We start from the raw sequence: 21308 nt of genomic DNA, 5'->3' as shown, positions 1-21308 counted from the left end.
CCGACAGCTCTACGCCGAACTCGCCTTACTCGGCCGGTGTGCGCGTCCGGTCCGCCCAATGGTTGCGTCGGCCACGATCAGCGCCTCGTCGGTGCTGCATTCAGCGGCGCGGTTGGGGGTCAGTAGTCGGTGCAGGGCGGTGGGGGTGTGGCCCAGGTGTTCGCGGACGGTGCGGGTCAAGTGTGCCTGGTCGGCGAAGCCGAGGTGTGCGGCGAGGTCGGCGAGGCCGGTTTCTCCGTCGGTGATCCGGTCGAGAGCGTGCCCGACTCGTATCCGGTTGCGGTAGCGGGTCAGCGACACTCCCATGTGCTGTGAGAACACTCGGCTCAGCCGGTACGGCGAAACCTTCAGCAATACGGCCAAAGAGCGCAGCCCGGCCGACTCCGCCGCCCCGTCGATGATCGCCTCGCGGGCCGCGGTGACCAGCATTCGATCGGCGGGCCGCGGCCGTGGGCCCGACCGTCCGGCGGCGAGTGCGACGAGCCGGACCAGTTCCTCGGCCACCGCGTAGTCGATATCGCCGCCCGCGGCAGCGGTGAGCATTCGGCGGTGCGCGAGCTCGATACGGGCATCGACGTAGACCGCCTGTGGGCTCAACGCCCATTCCAGAAGCTCGGGCTTGATCGTCACCGCGGTGCAGACGTCACCGCCGGCGGGGTGGGAGAACCCTTCTTCCTCACTCGGTGTGCCGATGTAGCCGACAGTGCGGTCCAGGTCGACGAGTTCGCCGTTGTTCTGTCGCCGAAATCTGCCCCGGCGCACGAGCACGAGCCGATGGTCGTCGCGGACTTCCGGAGCCGAGAAATCGGTGTGGTCGGAGTGGCAGGTCACGGTGGTTACGGTGAACTCCGGCCGGGTGACGAGGGTGGTGGCGGACAGCACGCATGGACCGTATGCCGGGGGTACGACAACAACGGCGCGCAAAAATCTTCAAGACCTGTGCGGGGCCGGGCATGAATGCTGAGACGGCAACATCGACGACACCAGGGAGATAACGAAAAATGACCGTCCACGCGAACCTCGCCGCGATCATCATCGACTGCGCCTCACCGAAGGTGATGGCGGAGTTCTACCGCGAGGTCACCGGCTGGAAGATCACCCATCTCGATGACGATTCCGCCTACCTGGGTGAGGGCCCGATCCAGCTCGCATTCCAACGAGTCGAGGGATATCAGGGTCCTGGCTGGCCCGATACCGGTAAGCACGCCCACCTCGACTTCACCGTCGCCGATGTGTCGACCGCAATCGAGCGGCTGCTCGCGCTGGGCGCGACCGTCCCCGACTTCCAGCCGGGGCAGGGTCAGTGGACGGTTCTTACTGATCCCGAAGGCCACCTGTTCTGCATCGCCACAGCCTGACCAGGAGGACACCATGGCATCCATTCACAAAGAATTCGTCGTCGACGCCACCCCGGACCAGGTCTGGGAGGTCCTGGCTGATTTCGGCGCGGTGCACGAGCGTCTCGCCCCGGGCTTCGTCACCGATACTCGCCTCGACGCCGACACCCGCACAGTCACGTTCGCCGACGGCACGATCGTCGCCGAACGACTCGTCGACCTCGACCCCGAGAGCAGGCGTGTGGCCTACTCGGTCGTCGGCGGGCACCTGCACCCTGCCCATCACCACGCCTCGATGCAGGCCCTGCCCGTCGAGAACGGCAAAACCCTGTTCGTGTGGCACACCGATGTCCTACCCGATGCTCTCGCCGCACCGATGGCCCAGTCCGTCGAGCAAGGATCGGCTGTCATACGTCGGGCCCTGCAGCGATGAGTTAGCGCGAACCGCCCACGGGACAGGCGTTACTTCCTGAAGTGGGACTCGGCCGTCCGCGGAAGCGTTGTCCGGTGGCAAGCTCAGACCGACCCCGCCGCTCGGCGGCAGTGATAACACGTCGCCGGGCGGCGGGTCGGTTGCATGCTCGCAGTCGAGGGGCAGTGATCATTCCTTACGGATCCAGGCGGGCGTAATCCGGATCTCGCTGAGTCGCCAGCCCGCCGACGTCCGTACCGCGGTGCATGTCTGTCGGAGGCTGCCTGTGCGGTGGCGGTGAGATCGGCCTACCGGGCCCGAGCCAGCGCTTCGGTCAGCGCCACCGGTGATACTTCGAGTCGGTCGAAACGCCAGCCGCTGGCGGTGCGGCGTGCTCGGTAGCGGTGGATCGCGGCTGCGACGGCCTCGGTCTTGTCGTCGATGACGTAGACCGCGATGTCGTGCGCCCGCACCGTCGCGGTGTCGCCGTCGATCTCCATTACGAGGTTGCACTTGCTGTGGAGAGTGCGGGCGTACGCGTCATGCCCCTTACGCGCGAGGGCGTTGAGCGCCTCGATCCCGTGCGCCTCCCCGCGGATGGAGGTGACCACGACGTCCTCGGTGAAGAGCCGGTCGGTGTCGGCGTAACCCTCGTCGACCCACAGGCTGTGACGGGCGATGAGTTCGGTCAGTTCGGCGCGGTCGGCGAGGTCGCGAATCAAGGCATCAGTGCTGGTCATGAGAGTCTCCTACGATCGGTTAGTGGCACTAACGTTAGTGACATTAATGAATGTAGATCGTTAGTGGCACTAACGCAAGTGCGGTACGCTCCGGGCATGGAGACCGGAGAGGAACTGCTGTTCGACCACGGTGAGCAAACCCCGGCGCGGCTCGAGCGACAGATCGCACGTCTCGCCTCGATGACGGCCGCCCAGATGGCCCGGGTCTCGCGCGACGAGTTGCGAGCCGTGGGCGCCCGCAAGGACCACTTCGTGGTGCTGGCCGCGCTCGCCGAGTTCGGCCCGGCGAGCCAGGCGGCGCTGTCCGACCGAACCAGCGTCTACAAGAGCGACCTCGTTTCCGTCCTCAACGACCTCGAGGACGGCGAGTGGGTTCGCCGCGCGCCCGACCCAGCCGACAAGCGTCGCAACGTCATCACCATCACCGAGCAAGGCGAGCGCCGCCTCGCCGAGCTCGACCGCGTCCTCGACGGCGTCAACGAACACATCATGACGCCGCTGGACCACGACGAGCGCGCACAACTGTTCAGTCTGCTCAACCGCATCAACACTCATCTCGCCACAACGGCGGATGGCACCAGTTCGCCGGGCTGGCAAATCCCCTAGATTGCCGCAAGTGACTACGACCGCGGTTGTTCGCCCGGCCCGGGAGGCCCCGGGGACGGCAGAGTCCGGTCTGCATGTCGCGCAGTGAGTCTCGTCACGACCCGCAGGTGCCCACGCTGCGTTCGAATGGGTGTGCGGCTAGCTTGGACGAGTTATGGAGAGCGTTTCGGGGGTGCGCAGTTCATCCCTGCCTGATGGAGGGGAAACCTTGCGCGTCCTGCTAGTCGCCAGTGCTTTCAACAGCCTCACCCAGCGCGTTTACACCGAACTGCGCGGTCGCGGGCACAAGGTGGGCGTCGAACTGGCACTCGGCGATGATCTGCTCCGGGCGCGAGTGGCTCACTTCCAGCCCGACCTCATCGTGGCGCCGATGCTCACCGCGGCCATCCCGGAAGACATCTGGACCGAACACACTGTCCTGATCGTGCATCCCGGCCCCAAAGGCGATCGTGGTCCGTCGTCGCTCGACTGGGCGATCGCGACCGGCGCGCGGGAATGGGGCGTGACCGTCCTGCAAGCCGTCGAAGAGATGGATGCGGGCCCGATCTGGGCTTCGGTGTCGTTCCCGGTGCCGGACTGCGGCAAGAGCGAGCTGTACCGCAACGAGGTATCCGACGCCGCCGTCGAGGCGGTGCTGCTCGCCGTCGAACGGTTCGCCGATGGCGGATTCGAGCCGGAGCCATTGGATTACGGCCGCCCGGACGTTCAGGGGCAGCTGCGCCCCTACCACTCCCAGCAGTACCGCCGAATCGGCTGGTCGTCCGACAGCACAGCCGAGATTCTGCGCACACTCCGCGCGGCCGACTCACAACCCGGCGTGCTGGACGAGCTGTACGGGCGTGAGTATTTCGTGCACGGCGGCCACAACGAGGATCAGCTGCGCGGCGCCCCTGGCGAAGTGATCGCCACGCGCGACGGCGCGATCTGCCGGGCCACTGTGGACGGTGCGATCTGGCTGCCGCAGCTGCGGCCTCGCCGGGTTCCCGGCAGCCCGGCGACATTCAAGCGGCCCGCCGTCGACGCGCTGGGCTCGGACCTGCCCGCCGACGTTCCCGAGGTACCGGTGACCCCGGCCGAGGCAGCGGTGCGCGACACCTGGTCCGAGCTGAGTTACCGCGAGGACGGGTCGGTGGGCTACCTCGAATTCGCCTACAGCGGCGGAGCGATGAGCACCCGGCAGTGCGAGCGGCTGCTGGCGGCCTACCGCGAGGCCTGCGCCCGGCCGATCGGTGTGCTCGTGCTCGGACCGGCTCGCGACTTCTTCTCCAATGGCATCCACCTCAACGTCATCGAGGCGGCCGAGGATTCGGCACTGGAGTCCTGGCACAATATCAATGCCATGAACGACCTGGTCGAGGCGATCCTGACCACGACGGACAAATTGGTCATCTCGGCGCTGGCCGGCAATGCCGCGGCCGGTGGCGTGATGCTGGCGCTCGCTGCCGACGAAGTGTGGTGCCAGGAGTCAGTGGTGCTCAACCCGCACTATCGGCTGATGGGGCTCTACGGCTCGGAATACTGGACCTACACGCTGCCGCGGCGGGTCGGGGAAACCGAAGCCGCGGCGCTGACCCGCGAGACCCTGCCGGTCGGCGCGAAGGCCGCCGCGCAGATCGGGCTGGTGGATCGGGTGGCGCCCGGTAGCACCGACGCGTTCCGGGCGTGGGTGCGTCGTGAGGCCGCGATGCTGGCCGATTCGACCGAACTCGAGGGCAGGCTGGTCGCCAAGAAGCAGCGCCGCGAAGCAGACGAGGTGGCCAAACCGCTGGCCGACTACCGCGCCGAGGAACTCACCGAAATGCGCCGCAACTTCTACGCCGACGGCGAGCCGTACCACCGGCTGCGGAACGAGTTCGTCTACGGGGTCGCCCCCGCCGCTACACCCACGTATCTGCTCGGCTGAGCGGCCCGAGGAAGACATGGCGCAGTGGAGACACCAATTGGCGACCCCCTGCGTATCCGTGGTGAACTTTTCATCTTGAAATCCTCATTTCGGTGGTTCGCACACTCGTGCACCCGATCGCGGATCGGAAATCGACTAGCTACATCGGAGTACACGTGCATCTCGAGCACTTCAGCAATGGGTGGGTAACCCCTGCCCTGGCCTATCTCATGTCGTTCATCGGGTCGGTCCTCGGCCTGCGGTGCGCGGCACACGCCCGCACGGCGAAGTCACCCGCCGGATGGCTGGTCGCCGCGGCCGTCGCGCTCGGCGGCGCGGGCATCTGGGTCATGCACTTCACGGCGATGCTCGGGTTCGCCATCGATAGCGTCGATATTCGCTACGACGTGCCGCTGACGCTGTTCAGTGCCGCCATCGCCGTGGTCGTCGTGCTGATCGGCCTTGCGATCGTCGTGCGTGGTCATCGGGAGGTGGTCGCGCTGCCGCTGGGTGGTGCGATCACTGGTTTCGGTGTCGCGGCAATGCACTATTTGGGCATGGCCGCGATGAATACCGGCTCCGAGATGAACTACGACGCCGGTCTGGTCGCGTTGTCCATCGTGATCGCGGTCGTCGCCGCGACCGCCGCATTCTGGTTCATGGTGCACGTGCGCGGGTGGGGCAACACCGTCGGTGCGGCGGTGATCATGGGCCTCGCGGTCTGCGGTATGCACTACACCGGCATGATGGCGCTGAGCGCCGACCACGGCAATCACACGGGAACACCCGAGGGTATTACGCCGGTGGAGCTGCTCACTCCGCTCATCACCACCGTCGCACTGGTCGTCGTGGGCCTGGTCGTGCTGGTCGGTGTGGCCGAACTCGAGGTCCGCAGCATCGCTGCCGCCAACGACCTCCAGCCGGAACAACGCGAGAGCGCCACCTTGGCCAGCACCGACCCGGCCACTCTGGCCAGCAGCGGCCGGGAATGGCCGCGGCAGATGGTCGACAGCTGACGCCACGCGCCGCCGGTCAGGGCAGTGGTTGCGCGTCGCGCTGACCGAGCAGGGCCGCTATGACGCCGGACTCCTGGGATTGGCCGTGAATCATCGAGCGGGCGGTTTCCTTGACCGGCCCGGACTCGATGAGCTGATCGGCCGCCTGCGCCATGGCCACACCGCCCTGATGGTGACGCAGCATGAGCTGGAGGAACAAGATCTCGGCGGCCCGGCCACGCGCGGCGGACAAGGCGTCCAGTTCGGCCATGGTCGCCATCCCCGGCATGGTGTGGCCGGCCGGATCGTGCGCGGTGGTCGTGGGGCCGCCGTGCTGGTGACCGGGCTCGACGCCTGCCTCACGCATCCAGGCCATCGGCTGCGGCGACAACGGTGACGCGTTGACCAGCCGCAGCCAGCCGAGCATGGTGCCGATCTCGAGGTTCTGGGTGTCGGCGAGTTGCCGAGCCAGCCGCGACACCCCCGGATCGACCGCCGGATCGAGACGCTGCACCATCATCAACGCCTGCTGATGGTGTGCGGTCATGTCCTGGACGAAACCGATCTCGACCGCGTCCAGAATGGGATCGGCGGGCCGTTCGTCAGTGATGAACAGCGGACGCAGGGCGGCGCCGAGTACCAGCAGCAGCGCCGCTACCGCCGCGTATCCGGCGATCCGCATCCCACGCGGCATATTCACGATCCGACGATCGAGGACTGGTTCGGCGGCGGCGTGTAGACGCCATTGTTCAGCTCCAGCACCATGAAGCCGTTGTCCGAACATGCCACATACAGCTGATTTCCGCGCCATTCCGGCGGTGAGAAGCACCAGTCGGTGGAGACGTCGCCGAAGGCGAGGCGCCCGGTGCGCGGGGTCAGCGCGTCCATCGGATTGAATTCGCCCTCGAGGACCGCGCGCACCGCGTTCGGCGCACTCATCAACGGGACACCGATGATCGACGCCAACGCGTGCGGCGAGTTCCACATCTCCAGATTGCGGCCGGTGCGGGCGGGCGGGTTGAAGTAGGCGATCTCGTGGATATTGCCCGGATCGCGGACATCGAAGACCCGGATGCCGGAGGAGATCCAGCCGCAGGCGAGCGCGGTGGGGTTCTGCTGCCGGTCGGCGGCGCAGTAGTGCGATTCGTAAGCGAACGCCGAACCGCCCATCGACGACCCGATATTGCTGTCGATGTTCTTCGGCAGGTTGATCTCGAGTTTGAGCTTGGCCGCCACCTTGGGCGCGGTGTCATCGGAGATATCGATCAGCTTGACCCCACCGGAGCCGCCCTCGTCGACGGTGTACAGGTAGGGCTTGCCGTCGTAGCTGACCGGGACGCTGTGCTGGGTGGCCCAGCCGTCGGTCCAGAACACCCGGCCGATGTGATGCACCTGCGGATTCGGATCGCGACGCTGGACGGCACTGATATCGAGCACCGTGAATCCGCCGAGCGCGGAGATGTACATGCGGTTGCCGTCGGGGCTGACACCGAAGCCGTGTGCCTCGATACCGGTCAGGCCCTGCCAGACGACGTGCGGATTCGCCGGGTCGGTGAGATCGACGGCACTGACGAAGCCGGGCGCGATACCCGAGGCCCAGTAGGTGCGGCCGTCGGGGGAGAAGCCACCCTCGTGGGTCGTGATCGGCAGCGGCATGGCCAGATTCGTGCCCGGCCCCGGGTTCAGCAGACGCGGATGGGCGCAGTCGGAGATGTCGTACACCGACATGTAGCCGACGCCGGTCCCCACCGGAACGCCGGTCCCGACCAGCAGTTTGCGCTCCTTGTTGACCTTCAGGCTTTCCCAGGTACCCGCGAGCATGGCCGGTTCGGTGAGATTGGCCGTCGGCCGCGGGTTCGTCGGATCGGACACGTCCAGGACCTGTACGCCGCGGCCTTCACTCAGGAGGTTTCCGGGGAAGAACGAGCCCATGTAGGCGCAGTGTTCGAAGCTGGTGGAGGTGATGCCTGCGCCACGTCCGGCGAACTGGCCGACCATCGACATATTGCAGCGGTAGCCCTGGGTGCTGCGTCCACTGTCGCGATCGGCGGCCGGAACATCGCCCTGTAGACCGGGTTCGGGCATCGAGCCCGGGCCGCAGTCGGCGCGCGGCACCGAGGTGCGGCCGACGTCGAGGAATTCACGGACGCCATTGGCGATATCGGATTGCAGATCGGCCGACGCGCCGGCGGGCAGCATCATCGTGGCGATCAGTGCGACAGCGGCCAAGGCGAACGACCTGGTGCGGCGCAACTTCAACGGACGCCTCATCGCATCCCCCAACTTCCTTCGTCTCCGACTCACGCCGCCCCGGGAGACTCGTGTCCCAGACACCGCGGGCGGCGTTACTGAACGGAGCTTAATAGGGGCCCCTGGAAATTGGGGGTGTTTTCGCGGAATTGTCGTGGGTCACTTCGTTTGCTCGCTATCGAACGGCTCTGACCACCTGAAATGCGGCGAAACGGGGGAGGGTACGGGCTCTGTGGGGTATTGATCGGCGCCGAGTTGATACTCATGAGCTATCAGTGCAGGTGTATGCAGCTGTCTGGGCCGTGAGTCTTTCCGGTCGAGTCTTTCGGTCGTGCTCCGTGCTCAGCGCAGTGGCGCCGAGGCTGCGTCGAGCAACTCCTCGCACGCGTGCAGCAGCCGTGCCCGCAGTGGTGTTGCCCGTTCGGCGAGCGCGGACTGGGCGCGCGCGTACTCGGCGCGACCGGCAGGAGTCTCGATGGCGACCGGTTCGTAGCCATAGTCGGTGAGGTCGTAAGGGCTGGCGCACATGTCGAGTTCGCGTGCGGCGCAGGCGAGTTCGAAGCATACGGTCAGCAGTTCCGAACTGATGAGCGGGACGAGTTTGAAGCCCCACTTGTACAGATCCATGTTCGCGTGCAGGCAGCCCGGTTGTTCACGCAGCGGCTGATCGTCACGGGTGAGGGCCACGGTGTTACGGCCGACGGCCTCAGGGGTGAAGAAGCGGTAGGCGTCGAAATGGGTGCAGCGCAACGCCATCGACTCGACGACCGCGTCGGTCCCCGAACGGCCCAGACGCAGCGGTACCGAATGGCGCACCTCGTCGGAGCGGTACACCATCGCCCATTCGTGCAAGCCGAAGCACGACAGCTGAGCCGGCCGCGCTGCCGTCGCGCGCAAGAGTCGCGCCACGAATTCGATGGTGTCGCGCCGCTTCGCCAGGAAGGCCGGGTCGGCGGTCGCGACGACGAGGCCGTCGGCCACGGTGAGCTGGTGATAACCACGCGCGCCGACATAGCCGGGCGCATCGGCCAGCCCCGCCCCGAAACCGGGATGCCAGCGGCGCAGCTGGGCCGGTTTGTGTCCGTAGTACGTAAACAAAAAATCGATGACCGGATGCGTCGAGCCGGACGCCCGGTGCCGCAGGTATGGGCCGACAAGCTGGTCGATCCGATCACGATGCGCCCGTGCCCGATCCCGCCACTCGACCGGCGGTAGTACCCGCAGGTCAGGGGCGATGTCGAGATCGTCGTGCGTGCTCACCCGGCCATTGTCTCGCACCGGTTCCTTGGGGTCGAACTGTCAGGGTGATCCGAGCTGGAGGTAGCGGGGCAAGGCTTCTGCGAGTGTCATCGGCGGTTCCGGGTCGTGTGTTCACTCATTCGAGCCGAACGGGCAGTCGGAAGCGGATTCGGCTCGCGAATGACGAGCCGAATCCGCGAGGTTCACCAGCCGGAGCCCGAACCACCCGATCCGGTGTTGGCAAGGATGGTGCCGATGATCATCTGCAAGATACCGGCGACAGAGCCTACATATTCCACGGTGTTCCTCCGACTTCTCATCGCCGACTGTCCGGCGTAGCAGGGAATCTAGCCAGGAAAGATGCGAAATGTCGTTGTTTCATAGAAATCGCAGTTTCGGTCGAGGTCACGCGGTTGACCACACGCCGGTGGCCGCCGCTCGTCGGGCCTGGTCGGCAAAATCCGTGTACCAACTGGGCGGGCCGTCCGTCGCCTTCCCATGCGTGGCTAGCGGAAGTACGGGTAGTCCTGGACCCAGTGGAATCCGCGGTTGCGCAAGGTGAAGCTGTTCGGGTCCAGGTGTTCCAGGGTGATCAGCACCGGGCGGTCGTGCAGTTGCCCGCGAAGTATCAGCTGGTCCGGGGTAGGGCGTTCGGCGGACAGCGTCGCGAAGGGCGGCCGGTCCGCGTCGGTCGGGTCCGTCCTCGTGATGAGCTCGAGCTGACCATCGGGGTGGAAAACGGCGCGCGCCGGGACCAGTTCACCGTTCATCCGCTGGTAGGTCGCTGTCCCCGGATCGTCGAAAACGAGCCGCTGCCAACGGTACTCGTCGGTCGTCAGCGGCGGCACCAGCTGGCCGTCGAGGGTGAAATCCCGCACCTCCCAGATTCCGTACAGCGGGGACTTGGGGCTGGCGGCACCATGCTGATCTTGCCAAACCCGCCAGTTGTCCTGGACGCCACTCAGCGCGACCCAGAGAGCGAGGGCCACCTGAATCCACACCGCGATGCGGTTGCTCCTGGCGTCGGTGAACAGCGCGGGCTGCGTCAACGGCTCGCAGGCGCGTCGCCGCACGAATACGTCGACCAGCCGCCGCAGGTGTGGGGCGAGCAGAACCAGGCTTATCAGCAGCAGATGCGAGGAGAGCAGCTTCTCCGGGATGTCGAAGGTCATGTTCATCAGCAGGATTTGAGCCGTGCTCGCCAGACTCAGTGCGGCGCCGAGCACCGCGGTCCTGGGTACGAACAGCAGCAGCCCGGCCACGACTTCGACCGCACCGAGAGCGATCTCGTACGGATGGGAGCTGCCGACCTGCAGCCACATCACCGACATGGGACTGAAGTCGCCGTACGGCTGCAACAGCTGTGCCAGGGTGGGTTCGGGCATCTGGTTGGGGATCAGCTTGGCGAGCCCGAACGACAGCATCTGGCCGCCGAGGCACAGCCGCAGGAACAGCGTGAACCACGCCATCAGCCGGGGATGGGCGATACGACGGTCGAAGGGGGCCGACCACACCGCGGTGGCGATTACCGCGACAACCAGGATGCAGAACACGAGCACCCAGATGGCTGTCTGGTCGCCGGCGCCGGAGTCCGTGCGCAGCAGCGCGTCGACCCCGAAGAACGTTCTGCCCACCCAGCCGGTGACGGGGTCCGCCATGGAGGTGACCCACGGACCGCGATCGACCCAGCGACCGAGGGCGCCGAGCAGCGCGAAGGGAATCGGCGGATTGAGCAGGCAGAACAGGCCGAAATAGATGACGCAGAATCGGAACGCGATCTGCGTCAGCAGGTGCCAGCCTGCCCGCGTGGTGACCTTTCCGGCGTCGGATGGATCGGTATCGATGCGCCGGTCCAATTTCCCATCGGTACTGATCATTTCTGCATCCTCGGGTCCTCGGTGGGGTCGGCATACGGGGCCGGGCAGCCGTGATAGGTAGCTTCGGGGCGCAGTTCGTAGTGCCAGGGCTCGTTGCTGTAGATCTGGCACAGCCCGTAGTCGGCGCCGTAGGTGGACAGCCACGCAGCGGCCTCGGAGGGGCCGATGTCGACCGCGTCTCCCGAGACGTGCGCAGACGTTTCGGCAGTGGCTACCCATCGGGCGGCCTCGGCTTCCGAGCCGTACTTCGAGACCGCCTCGCGCAGTAGTTGGTCCTGGTACTCCGGGGAACGCCGGCCACTGGTGACGATCAACTCGATCCCGTGGTCCGCGGCATCGGTTGCGGCCAGACGCAGGGCATCGAGTAAATCGGGGTCGAGGTCGGACACGGACGGAATTTCGCCATCGAAGGTCGCCGCACCAGGTGGTCCATCTTGATTGCCTAGAAGAGTGTCGACAGCCCCGGCGGCCGACGAGGACAGCGACTCCGGCGACTGATAGACGAGGACACCGATGAGCGGCGCGCCGACGACGACAACGGCAGCGAGGATGGTAGATCGGATACGGCGGGTCGCTGTTCGTGCTGGTTCGCTGTGGCTCATAGCGCCAGTCAAGGCGGCGTGTTGTTGCCGGCATGTATGCGGTTTTCGATACGCCGGCGATATGCCCCGGCTGGGAGGATCGAGGGTCTATGCGCGTATTGATCGTCGAGGACGAACCCTATTTGGCCGAAGCCATCCGTGATGGGCTGCGTCTGGAAGCCATCGCCGCCGATATCGCCGGTGACGGCGACACCGCGCTGGAGCTACTGAGCATCAACGGCTACGACATCGCCGTCCTCGACCGCGACATTCCTGGGCCCTCCGGCGACGTGATCGCCGAACGCATCGTCGCCTCCGGCAGTGGCCTGCCGATCCTGATGCTCACCGCGGCCGACCGGCTCGACGACAAGGCGAGCGGGTTCGGGCTCGGCGCCGATGACTACCTCACCAAGCCGTTCGAACTGCAGGAGCTCGTGCTCCGGCTCAGGGCTCTCGACCGCAGGCGCGCGCACAACAGGCCTCCCGTTCGGGAGATCGCGGGGCTGCGGCTGGATCCGTTCCGCCGCGAGGTCTACCGCGACGGCCGCTACGTCGCGCTGACCCGGAAGCAGTTCGCGGTGCTCGAAGTTCTCGTGGCCGCCGAGGGCGGTGTGATCAGTGCCGAAGAGCTGCTGGAACGGGCGTGGGATGAGAACGCGGACCCGTTCACCAACGCCGTGCGCATCACCGTCTCGGCGCTGCGCAAACGTCTCGGTGAACCGTGGATCATCGCCACCGTCGCCGGCGTCGGGTACCGCATCGACACACCATCGGACACCGGAGGCCTGGACCGTGGATAGAGCCCCCGGATTGAGTGTTCGCCTCAAACTCACCCTCAGCTACGCCGGTTTCCTCATGGTCGCAGGTGCCTTGCTGCTTGCGGCCGTGTTGGTCTTCTACCTGTACTTTTTGCCCGGCGGTTGGATCAACGCCACCGACAGCTTCTGGATCGACCGCTCGCTCCTGCTGCGTGCCTTCCTTCCTTTCATGGCCGTAGTGCTGGGCTTCCTGCTGGTATTCGGCCTGCTGGGCGGGTGGTTTCTCGCCGGCCGGATGCTCTCCCCGCTGACTCGCATCACAGACGCCACCCGCATGGCCGCGAATGGATCACTGTCCCACCGCATCCGGCTGCCGGGCCGCCAAGACGAGCTCCGCGAACTCGCCGATGCCTTCGATACCATGCTCGCGCGGCTCGAAGCGCACGTCGCCGAACAGCAGAGATTCGCGGCAAATGCCTCTCACGAACTGCGCACTCCGCTGGCGATCACGCGGACGCTTCTCGACGTGGCCCGCACCGATCGCGACCACGACACCGGAGAACTGGTCGAGCGCCTGCACGCCGTCAACACCCGAGCGATCGACCTCACCGAAGCATTGCTCGTGCTCAGCCGTGCCGACCAGCGGTCCTTCACCCGAGAACACGTCGATCTGTCCCTACTCGCCGAAGAAGCCGCGGAAACGCTGCTGCCCCTTGCCGAAAGCCACGGCATCACCCTCGAGACCTTCGGTGACGTCACCCCCACCGTCGGCTCGTATGCCCTCCTGCAGCAGATGACGACGAACCTCGTGCACAACGCGATCGTCCACAATCTGCCGGCGCAGGGCGCCGTGTGGACCACGACCGGCGTTCTCCCCGGCAGCGTGGTGCTTACCGTCGAGAACACCGGCGAGCCGCTCGCCCCACATATGGTTGCCACCCTGACCGAGCCGTTTCAGCGCGGTTCCGAACGCATACGCACCCATCACGCAGGCGTCGGTCTCGGCCTCGCGATCGTCGACAGCATCATCCGAGCACACGCCGGAACCCTCACTCTCACACCTCGCCCGGGCGGCGGGCTCCGCGTCACGGTGCAACTACCCGCGCCGCTATGAATGGCGGGCCGGGTGGTGGCATTCAGCGGTCGACGGGCGGGCGAAGGCCGAACCTCGCCGGAACCACGGCGGCGTATGCGCCGCGGCGCGCGGGGATCTCTGCTGCCCTTCTGTCGATCAGCGCTCGCCGATCCGTTTGTGGTCTGGTTCTCGGTTTCCCAGCAGGCTTTCACGCAGGACCGGTATCAGTGCCTTGGCGCTGACCATATGGTCCTGGCCGTGGAGTACCAGGGCGTCCGGCCCCGGTATGGCTTCGGCTACGCGACGGGCGACATCGAGCAGGCCCGCCGGGCTCCGCCCGCCGACAACCACCCGCACGGGCACCTCGATTGCCGTGAGGCGGTCCAGTGGCGGCAGCTCCTCGGTCAAGGCGATGTCGTAGCGGAGTGTGGGGGCAAGAGATTTCATCGTGGTCCACCCGGGAACGAGCGGGAGTAGGTGAACGAACAGGCGTGGCATGCCGATGTCCTGCAGGAATCGCTTTATCGCGCGGCCGTTTTCGCCTCGGTCCAGCAGCGAGCCGACCTGCCGGGACAATGCGGCGTAGGAGTCTCGCTCCTGGGCGTCGTGCACATACGACGCGTCGTAGATGACGACTCGGTCGATCTTGTGTGGCAACCGCAACGCCGCCTCCAGCGCGAGTACCGCTCCGGACGAATGGCCGTAGATGTGTGCCTTCCCGCCGGCGGCGTCGATGATCGCTTCGATGTCCTCTACTTCCCGTGCGACGTCGTAGACGGGTGCGTCTGCGCTGTCTCCCCGGCCACGCCGGTCATAGGTGTACACGGTGAACTCGGCGGCGAATGCCTTCGCATCGGCCACCACGGGACGAAATGTGCGGAAGCAGATCGCGCCGGTGATGTAGATGAGCACGGGACCGTCGCCGCGAACGTCGTATGCCAGCTTCGTGCCGTCCGCCGAAAGTGTGGTCTTCACAGTGCCGTGCCCTTTCCGTTGCTCCGTCGACCGTGCTCGGGCGCGGTCTGTCACCTGTAGACGAGGTGGAAGCACAGGACTCATCGGTTCCCGAACGAACCGACCCAACCTTTTCGGGTTCCGATAGGTCTGTGGGTGTATGAAAGTGAGCCAGTCTCCTACTGCGGCAGGTACACGGCCACGTCGCGATCTTCGGCCGACCCATGGCTTATGGCCTCGCCAACCGACACGGTGCGGGGGCGGATGAGCAGAATCTCCTCCGGATTTCGGTACTCGTTCCACGATTACCTCTGTAGGTACCGATCGGTGCGGCATGAATAGACAATTGAAAGTAGTTGCTGTCAATTTGCGGACCGGATATGTAATGAACATACCCGATCGGTGTCGACCCCGAATGAACAATCCCGAAGCGCTACATATGAGGTGGTATGGAATTCGTTGTCGCCGCTGTCGTCATCCTTGCGGTATTGGCGCTGCTCAACCTGCTGATCAGCTGTGCTGTGGTGCGCCGATTGCGCGATCACGAGGAGCGGCTCGGCGCGCCAGGGAAGTCGCGATCGGAAGGTCGTGACCCCCTGATCGGTCGGCGATTACCGGCCTTCGACGCGCTGTCCACCCGTGGCGAACGTGTGTCGGGGTCGGCCATTACCGGCCCGGATCGTCTGGTCGCGTTCTTCTCCGCAGGCTGCGCTCCATGCCGTGATCAGGCAGCGGAGTTCGCCCGTCATCCGGATGCGGACCGGGTTGCGATCGTGCTGATGGAACCGGCCGCCCAGACTGATCAGGAGGCAATCCTGGCCGCGCTCGGCGACTCGCCGATCGTTGTCGCCGAACCCACCGGGAGTGCGGTCGCGGAGGCCCTCGGCGTGCACAGGTTCCCCCAGCTGGTGCTGTTGGACGAGGCCGGTGTGATCGTCGCGTCGCGGCACTCTCTCGCGGCGCTGACCGCGGGCGCTCGGTGAGGGTGGCGGCGGACGCCTTGCCGGGCGCCCGCGCACTGTCGTCGCGCCTGCGTGCTGCCTGGCGGTTGTGCTGGGAGGCCGGTAAGGCCATCACCATCGTTCACATCGTGTGCACACTCGTCGGTGGAGTGCTGGCTTCGGTGGTGGCGTGGTCCACGAAATTGATGATCGACGCGCTGGTCTCCGGGGAGGCCGGGCCGACGCTGATCGCCGCGGTCGGTGCGCTGGTGGCGGCAGGGTTCATCAGTGCCTGTGAACCACGCGCGTCGGAATACTTCAGGTCGGAGCTGAACCGCCGGGCCTATCTGGTGATGAACGACCGGTTGTTCACCGCGGTCGGTACCTTTCACGGTCTCGGCAGGTTCGAGAGCCCACCGATCCTGGACCACATCCGTTCGGCACAGCAGAGCACGTCCAATGCTGTCGGGCCCGCGACCACCGGCCTGTTCGCCGCGGCCCGCGACGTTGTTTCGCTGATCGGCCTATTGCTCACCGTCGTCGTCATCGCGCCGCCGATGGCGGTGATCATGTTGGTCTCCGCGGTGCCGGTGCTGTTCGCGCAGCTCGCGCTGGCCCGGCGGTTCGCGGACATGCTGAACACCATGTCGGCGTCCAGTCGACGACAGTTCCAATTGAGTGCGCTCAACAGCGATGTCCGAGCGGTCAAAGAGATCCGGCTGCTCGGCCTTGTCGACTTCTTCAAGGGACGTGTGCTCGCCGCGATCGGCACGGCGAATGACGCGCAGCGGGATCTGGACCGTCGACAGCTGCGGACACAGTTGTCGATGGCGATCGTCGGCAGCCTGATCAACGGGGGTGGAATCGCATGGGCGGTATGGGCGGCCGCGCGGGGTCGGCTGACGGTCGGTGACGTTTCGGCGTTCATCGCCGCGGTCGCCGCGTCGCAGGCCGCCATCTCCGGCCTGATCACCCGAATCAGCAGCGCGCACCGTGCGTTGCTCCAGCTCGATCACTACCTTGACGTGCTCGACATGGGTCCCGACCTGCCATCGCCCGCGACACCCGCTGAGCTACCGGCACTGGCATCGGGCATCGAGCTGGTCGATGTGTGGTTCCGCTACGACGCATCGCACCCGTGGGTGTTGCGCGGATTCAGCGCCCGCATCGACCATGGTGAATCGCTGGCGCTGGTCGGTCTCAACGGGGCAGGCAAGAGCACCCTGATCAAGCTCATCTGCCGGTTCTATGACCCGGATCGTGGTGCGATCCTGTGGGATGGGGTCGACATTCGCGACATTCCGGTACCGCAATTGCGCCGCAGGCTGGGAGTTCTGTTCCAGGACTTCATGGAGTACGACCTCACCGCGGCGGAGAACATCGGCGTCGGCGATCTGGCCGCCGGGGACGATGAGCATCGGATCGCCCACGCAGCGGCTGCCGCGGGGGTGGCCGAAAAGATCGAATCGCTGCCCCGTGGCTACGACACCATGCTCAGTCGCATCTTCTTCAAGGAGACGGACAAGGGCGACGCGGAGAAGGGCGTGCTGCTTTCGGGTGGCCAATGGCAACGCATCGCGATCGCGCGGACCCTGATGCGGGCGGACCGGGAGCTGCTGATACTCGACGAACCCAGCTCGGGACTCGATCCGGAGGCCGAGCACCAGATCCACCGGCGGCTGGAAACGCTGCGGGCCGGCCGCACCAGCGTCCTCGTCTCGCACCGGCTCAGTGCCGTGCGAGGCGCCGACCGGATACTCGTCCTGGCGGAGGGCAAGGTGGTCGAGGAAGGGGACCATGAATCGCTGATGGCGCTCGACGGGCAGTACGCGCGTCTATTCAGCAGGCAGGCACAAGGATATCTGGCGGCGCACACGCCGAGCTGACCTGCGATCGGTTCGGCCCGGCGTGCGCGGCGGTGCCTATTCGGTCAGGGGCAGCCCTTTCGGCAGCCGAGGCTGCTGCAGGTGTAGCCGCTGCCGGGGCAGTAACGGCATTCCTGGCAGCAGTACGACATATCGACACTGTCGTTATCGCACCAGCACTCGCGCTCCGGTGCGGTGCACGCCGACGCATCGAGCCGCGGGACGAATTTCGACAGCAGCTCGTCGCCGATTCTTCGTACTGAATTGACCATTTTTGGTTCCCCAAATCTCGCCGGGACATCCGGCGGCAATAAAATGCTAACGGGGAGTTAGCCGGTAAAGAACCGCCATGGCTGAGAACAATTCATGACACCGAGTGATGGGCTCAGGGAGAGAATTCAGGAATGCGCGTGAGTATAATTTCACTATTCGCTGTGGCCGCGCTGGCGGGTGTGGCCGTGGCCGCCCGGCGTGCACTGGTGCTGGTGAGCGTCATCGGGATGAGCATGGAGCCGACGTTGCGCGATGGCGACCGTATTCTGGTGCGCCGGCGACAACCCGCGGACCTTCGGTGCGGCCACATCGTGGTGTTGCGTGCACCCGATGCCGCCCAGGGCGCGGACTGGGAATGCCTGGGCTGGCATATCAAGCGGGTGGCCGGGCTGCCCGGGGACCCGATGCCGACCGGTGTACCCGCCGCCGACGGCACCGGTGTGGTACCCGCCGACTCGGTGGTGGTGCTGGGGGACAACCCGTTCGGCGGCGACTCCCGCAACTGGGGCCCGTACCCGATGGACGGCCTCGTCGGCACGTACGTCTGTCGCACCTGGATCAACGGCGGCGCGCGATGAGTTATGTCGTGCTGGCCTGCCGGTATGTGCTGGTGGGGGTGCTCCTGGTGTCGCTGGTCGGCAAACTTCGTGGTCGAACGGCGTACGCGGAGTTCGTCGCGGCGACCGCTACCTTGCTGGGCGACCGCGATCGCATGGCGAAAGTGCTTGCACCGCTGACGATCATGAGCGAGGTCGCTATTGTCTGTGCGCTGGTGATCGAACCCGCCCGTCGCCTCGGCCTTGTCTCGGCCGTGGTTCTGATGGCCTGCTTCGCGGTCGCTCTCGGGCGCGCTGTGCGGCTCGGTTCGGCGAGATCATGCCGCTGCTTCGGTGCGTCCACCACTCCGATGGGCATCCGGCACGTGGTCCGCAACCTCGTCCTCGCTGCGGCGGCGGTGGTCGGGCTGGCCCTCGATCTCGCCGTCGGCCCCCACCGGTACGAACTTGCCGGCCTCGCCGTCATCGTCCCGGTCGTAGCAGCATGCGTGGTGCTCACCGTGCGACTGGACGACCTGATCGACGTACTGCGATAGTGGCCACTACTCGTCGAACCGGAGCCTACGGCGCCACATCTCGGGTTCGATCCGTCCGTGTCAGAAGGCCGCGATCGTTCTGGGCGCTCGTTCTGATCGGCTTAGTGCGCGCACAACCGCGGGTTGGCCATGCCGCACAACCGCGAGTCGCGTCAGCAGGTCGACCACGGGTTCGAAGACCTGCGGTGGAAACGTCGGCGCCGGGATATCGGCACTGAATGCCAAGTCGTCGGAATGCACGACGATCTCCACCATGCGTGTCAGCAGGAAATCGTCGAGCAGCATCGGCATGCCTGCCATCGCGACAACGCGGGAGCCCGGTTCGTCGGACAGCGTTGTGCGCTGCCGAGAGATCGCCGCTTCGACCTCGCGGATCAGGGCCTTCGCGCCGGCTGCCGCCGCGGCCTCGCCACCCTGGCGAATCCGCACGCTGATTTCCGCATCCACCTCGGCGTCGAACGCCTGCGCGCGGGCGAAGAACTCGGCAACCGACAGCGGCTGCGCATCAGGTACGTCGGCCTCCAGCGCCCGGGTGACGTGGAAGATCTGCGCACCCAGGTGGCCGGCGAGCCCGTGAACGCTGAATTCCTTCAATGCACTGGGCCGGCCCCATGCTGCGGTGAGTGCCGGATCGGCGAGCAACGTCGTCGTTGAAACTGCCGCCTGCAGGTAGGCGTGTCGGATCGCGCTCAATTCCATTGCCTTTCAATCGAATCGTGTCGGTCCATGGTGAATCACACCACGCACGCGCCGCACTTCGTATCGCATGTGATCACCGACACCTGTGCCGAGCGTGGCGGACCAATCGTCGTTCATTACAAGGCCCCAACCTTTCGCGCCCGAGGGCAGTCGTCGTAGATGTGGTCGGCGCGCCCGATCGCCGGACGAGTCCGGCCGACGGCACCCATGTCGTTCCCGCCGAGCGGATTCGCAAGGTTGGCGGCGTGATCGTCGGACGCGTCGGTGGTCGGCAAGGACAGGAGACATCGGATGGATCGGCAGCAGCATTCGCCCGGCCTCGGGCAGGTCGCGGCTCAGTCCGACGACGAGATCGCCGGCCTGGAGCGGCAGATCGCTGCCGAGGTGGTGGTGATCGCTCCGACGGGATGGCAGGCACTGCGGGCCGCGTTCGCGGTGACTGTCGGCGCGGAAGCAATGGAAATCGTCTTCGCGGTGGGCGAGCGGACGGTGCCGGTGGATCCGCCGGAGCCGGTGCTGGCGTCGGTCCGGCGGCACCGCGAGCTGTCGGCGCGGCTGGACCGTGGGCCGTGGTGGCGGTTGCTGCTGTGGTCGGCCGACGATGGCGCACCCGAATTCGGATATGACTTCGGAGACGAGCCGTTTCCGGACCGGCACATATTCGCGCCGGAGGTGTATCGCGCAGATCTTGCGGCGTATCCGCGGTCCTGGTTGCCAGTCTGGCTCGCGGCCTATCTCGGCCACGCCGACAGGCAGACGCGCGGCCCGCGCACGGCCGCTGCCGCGGTGCGTGCCGACCGCGCTGCCCTGGTGTCGCCGGTGCTGATGGACAACGAGCTGCCGGAGCTTCCGGTGCTGTGGGCGAGGTGGGCGGTGCTGTCGGCGACGTTCGTCGCGGTCGGCTCGGATCGTGGACCGCGGATGCTGCCGTCGCTGGCATGGTTCGAAAGTTCCCGGCGGACGGGTTCGACGTTGTATCTGCTGCCGGGTGGTCGAGCGGTGCTCTCGGGCGGCGTGTGGAACCCGCCCGAACTGGACGCGGTGTACAACGAGGGCGCCGAGATGCCGGACTTCTATGCGGGAGCGCCGGATTGGGTGGCCGATCCGGTGCTGAACCCACGGGCTACGGCCGGGCTTCTTTCGTTTTGCTACTGGTGGGATGACGGCCGGTGGTATCGGGGGGACTCACCTGGCGCGCAGCGATCCAGTTCGGCGGTGCCCGGGGTGTGGACCGCAGACAGCGTCGTCGACATCATGTCGAGCCTGATCGCCGATCGGCCGGACCCGCGATGGCGTGCGGCGGCCGATGCGCTGATATCGGCCGCGCAGGTGGGTGTCGTCAGCCGGAACACCGTGACCGATGTATTCGACGACGAGGAACGCTTCGATATCGATGCGGCCCTGTACCAGCTCTCGATCGCGGGTTCGTCGGCACGTCCGCGACTACTCGAGATGTCGGAATTCGATGCCATCGAACGTGTTCGTGCGTACGTCGACGATCGCGGGCTGGACACCACCGGCTATCCGCTGTCGCGGTTGACCGCTGATCGGATCGAGATGGGGTGGATGGTGTACGTGCCGGTGCCGCGTGGCGAAATCGCGATCGGCCGGGCGATCTTCTACGTCGCCGACGACGGCGTCCTCGAACATTCGTCGTCGTCGATCGCGCCGTCGGAGTACGCGGCCGGGTTCGCGCAGCGCTACCGGCAACGCCGGGGTCGGTGAGCCGCA

At 66.1% G+C, this 21308-nt stretch carries 21 protein-coding genes; 12 read left to right on the top strand and 9 right to left on the bottom strand.

Annotated elements, in window-relative coordinates:
- Positions 1 to 9: 9 nt before the first annotated feature.
- On the bottom strand, positions 10 to 882 hold the full coding sequence (locus ACFXNW_RS21940; RefSeq protein WP_379419594.1) for a helix-turn-helix transcriptional regulator: 873 nt from the start codon (positions 880 to 882) through the stop codon (positions 10 to 12).
- A gap of 119 nt (positions 883 to 1001) precedes the next feature.
- Here ACFXNW_RS21940 and ACFXNW_RS21935 point away from each other — a divergent pair, with 119 nt between their 5' ends.
- Entirely contained in the window at positions 1002 to 1358 is a 357-nt protein-coding gene (locus ACFXNW_RS21935) for a VOC family protein (protein WP_379419593.1), read from the top strand.
- Positions 1359 to 1371: 13 nt separating this feature from the next.
- Positions 1372 to 1770, top strand: coding sequence for an SRPBCC family protein (locus ACFXNW_RS21930; protein ID WP_379419592.1), 399 nt, complete (start codon positions 1372 to 1374; stop codon positions 1768 to 1770).
- 287 nt (positions 1771 to 2057) lie between these two features.
- Here ACFXNW_RS21930 and ACFXNW_RS21925 read toward each other — a convergent pair whose 3' ends face one another.
- Positions 2058 to 2489: a nuclear transport factor 2 family protein gene (locus tag ACFXNW_RS21925; protein WP_379419591.1), complete on the bottom strand. Its 432-nt coding sequence runs from the start codon at positions 2487 to 2489 to the stop codon at positions 2058 to 2060.
- 96 nt (positions 2490 to 2585) lie between these two features.
- Between ACFXNW_RS21925 and ACFXNW_RS21920 the strand changes: the two genes are divergently transcribed.
- The 3 genes from ACFXNW_RS21920 to ACFXNW_RS21910 all read left to right on the top strand — a co-directional run bounded on the left by ACFXNW_RS21920 (position 2586) and on the right by ACFXNW_RS21910 (position 5993).
- The gene (locus tag ACFXNW_RS21920) at positions 2586 to 3095 is read left to right on the top strand and encodes a MarR family winged helix-turn-helix transcriptional regulator (protein WP_379419590.1); all 510 of its coding nucleotides are present in this window, start codon (positions 2586 to 2588) and stop codon (positions 3093 to 3095) included.
- A gap of 208 nt (positions 3096 to 3303) precedes the next feature.
- Positions 3304 to 4998 (top strand): hydrogenase maturation protein, encoded by a 1695-nt coding sequence (locus tag ACFXNW_RS21915; protein ID WP_379419589.1) that lies wholly within the window; start codon positions 3304 to 3306, stop codon positions 4996 to 4998.
- A gap of 92 nt (positions 4999 to 5090) precedes the next feature.
- Positions 5091 to 5993: an MHYT domain-containing protein gene (locus ACFXNW_RS21910; protein ID WP_379419588.1), complete on the top strand. Its 903-nt coding sequence runs from the start codon at positions 5091 to 5093 to the stop codon at positions 5991 to 5993.
- A 16-nt stretch (positions 5994 to 6009) separates the two neighbouring features.
- On the opposite strand, the gene ACFXNW_RS21905 is transcribed toward ACFXNW_RS21910, so the two are convergent.
- The 5 genes from ACFXNW_RS21905 to ACFXNW_RS21885 all read right to left on the bottom strand — a co-directional run bounded on the left by ACFXNW_RS21905 (position 6010) and on the right by ACFXNW_RS21885 (position 11940).
- Positions 6010 to 6672 carry a DUF305 domain-containing protein gene (locus ACFXNW_RS21905; RefSeq protein WP_379419587.1) on the bottom strand — a complete coding sequence of 221 codons (663 nt, stop codon included), beginning with the start codon at positions 6670 to 6672 and terminating at the stop codon, positions 6010 to 6012.
- Entirely contained in the window at positions 6669 to 8243 is a 1575-nt protein-coding gene (locus ACFXNW_RS21900; protein WP_379419586.1) for an LVIVD repeat-containing protein, read from the bottom strand. Before ACFXNW_RS21900 ends, ACFXNW_RS21905 begins: the two co-directional genes overlap by 4 nt.
- A 321-nt stretch (positions 8244 to 8564) precedes the next feature.
- Entirely contained in the window at positions 8565 to 9446 is an 882-nt protein-coding gene (locus ACFXNW_RS21895; RefSeq protein ID WP_379419765.1) for a 3-methyladenine DNA glycosylase, read from the bottom strand.
- A 521-nt stretch (positions 9447 to 9967) separates the two neighbouring features.
- A complete protein-coding gene (locus ACFXNW_RS21890) occupies positions 9968 to 11338 on the bottom strand; it encodes a DoxX family protein (protein ID WP_379419585.1) in 1371 nt (456 codons plus the stop codon).
- The gene (locus ACFXNW_RS21885; protein ID WP_379419584.1) at positions 11335 to 11940 is read right to left on the bottom strand and encodes a M15 family metallopeptidase; all 606 of its coding nucleotides are present in this window, start codon (positions 11938 to 11940) and stop codon (positions 11335 to 11337) included. The genes ACFXNW_RS21890 and ACFXNW_RS21885 overlap by 4 nt, the downstream gene beginning before the upstream one ends.
- 89 nt (positions 11941 to 12029) lie before the next feature.
- Between ACFXNW_RS21885 and ACFXNW_RS21880 the strand changes: the two genes are divergently transcribed.
- The gene (locus ACFXNW_RS21880) at positions 12030 to 12719 is read left to right on the top strand and encodes a response regulator transcription factor (RefSeq protein ID WP_379419583.1); all 690 of its coding nucleotides are present in this window, start codon (positions 12030 to 12032) and stop codon (positions 12717 to 12719) included.
- Positions 12720 to 12729: 10 nt separating this feature from the next.
- Positions 12730 to 13791, top strand: a complete 1062-nt coding sequence (locus ACFXNW_RS21875) for a sensor histidine kinase (protein WP_379419582.1) — start codon at positions 12730 to 12732, stop codon at positions 13789 to 13791.
- A 117-nt stretch (positions 13792 to 13908) separates the two neighbouring features.
- Here ACFXNW_RS21875 and ACFXNW_RS21870 read toward each other — a convergent pair whose 3' ends face one another.
- Positions 13909 to 14727, bottom strand: a complete 819-nt coding sequence (locus ACFXNW_RS21870; RefSeq protein ID WP_379419581.1) for an alpha/beta fold hydrolase — start codon at positions 14725 to 14727, stop codon at positions 13909 to 13911.
- 428 nt (positions 14728 to 15155) lie between these two features.
- Here ACFXNW_RS21870 and ACFXNW_RS21865 point away from each other — a divergent pair, with 428 nt between their 5' ends.
- The 4 genes from ACFXNW_RS21865 to ACFXNW_RS21850 all read left to right on the top strand — a co-directional run bounded on the left by ACFXNW_RS21865 (position 15156) and on the right by ACFXNW_RS21850 (position 18878).
- Positions 15156 to 15689 carry a TlpA family protein disulfide reductase gene (locus ACFXNW_RS21865; RefSeq protein ID WP_379419580.1) on the top strand — a complete coding sequence of 178 codons (534 nt, stop codon included), beginning with the start codon at positions 15156 to 15158 and terminating at the stop codon, positions 15687 to 15689.
- Positions 15690 to 15691: 2 nt separating this feature from the next.
- Positions 15692 to 17533: an ABC transporter ATP-binding protein gene (locus ACFXNW_RS21860; RefSeq protein WP_379419579.1), complete on the top strand. Its 1842-nt coding sequence runs from the start codon at positions 15692 to 15694 to the stop codon at positions 17531 to 17533.
- 389 nt (positions 17534 to 17922) lie between these two features.
- Positions 17923 to 18363: a S26 family signal peptidase gene (locus ACFXNW_RS21855; RefSeq protein ID WP_379419578.1), complete on the top strand. Its 441-nt coding sequence runs from the start codon at positions 17923 to 17925 to the stop codon at positions 18361 to 18363.
- On the top strand, positions 18360 to 18878 hold the full coding sequence (locus ACFXNW_RS21850; protein WP_379419577.1) for a MauE/DoxX family redox-associated membrane protein: 519 nt from the start codon (positions 18360 to 18362) through the stop codon (positions 18876 to 18878). The genes ACFXNW_RS21855 and ACFXNW_RS21850 overlap by 4 nt, the downstream gene beginning before the upstream one ends.
- A gap of 60 nt (positions 18879 to 18938) precedes the next feature.
- Here the strand turns inward: ACFXNW_RS21850 and ACFXNW_RS21845 are convergent, their stop codons facing one another.
- Positions 18939 to 19577, bottom strand: a complete 639-nt coding sequence (locus ACFXNW_RS21845) for a maleylpyruvate isomerase N-terminal domain-containing protein (protein ID WP_379419576.1) — start codon at positions 19575 to 19577, stop codon at positions 18939 to 18941.
- A 291-nt stretch (positions 19578 to 19868) separates the two neighbouring features.
- Between ACFXNW_RS21845 and ACFXNW_RS21840 the strand changes: the two genes are divergently transcribed.
- A complete protein-coding gene (locus ACFXNW_RS21840; protein WP_379419575.1) occupies positions 19869 to 21302 on the top strand; it encodes a hypothetical protein in 1434 nt (477 codons plus the stop codon).
- Positions 21303 to 21308: the final 6 nt, after the last annotated feature.

Origin of the sequence: Nocardia sp. NPDC059180 (genome assembly GCF_042754945.1) — a bacterium.
Lineage (GTDB): Bacteria > Actinomycetota > Actinomycetes > Mycobacteriales > Mycobacteriaceae > Nocardia.
The sequence above is the reverse complement of the archived record's forward strand: the minus strand, read 5'-3'. Positions and strand labels throughout refer to the sequence as shown.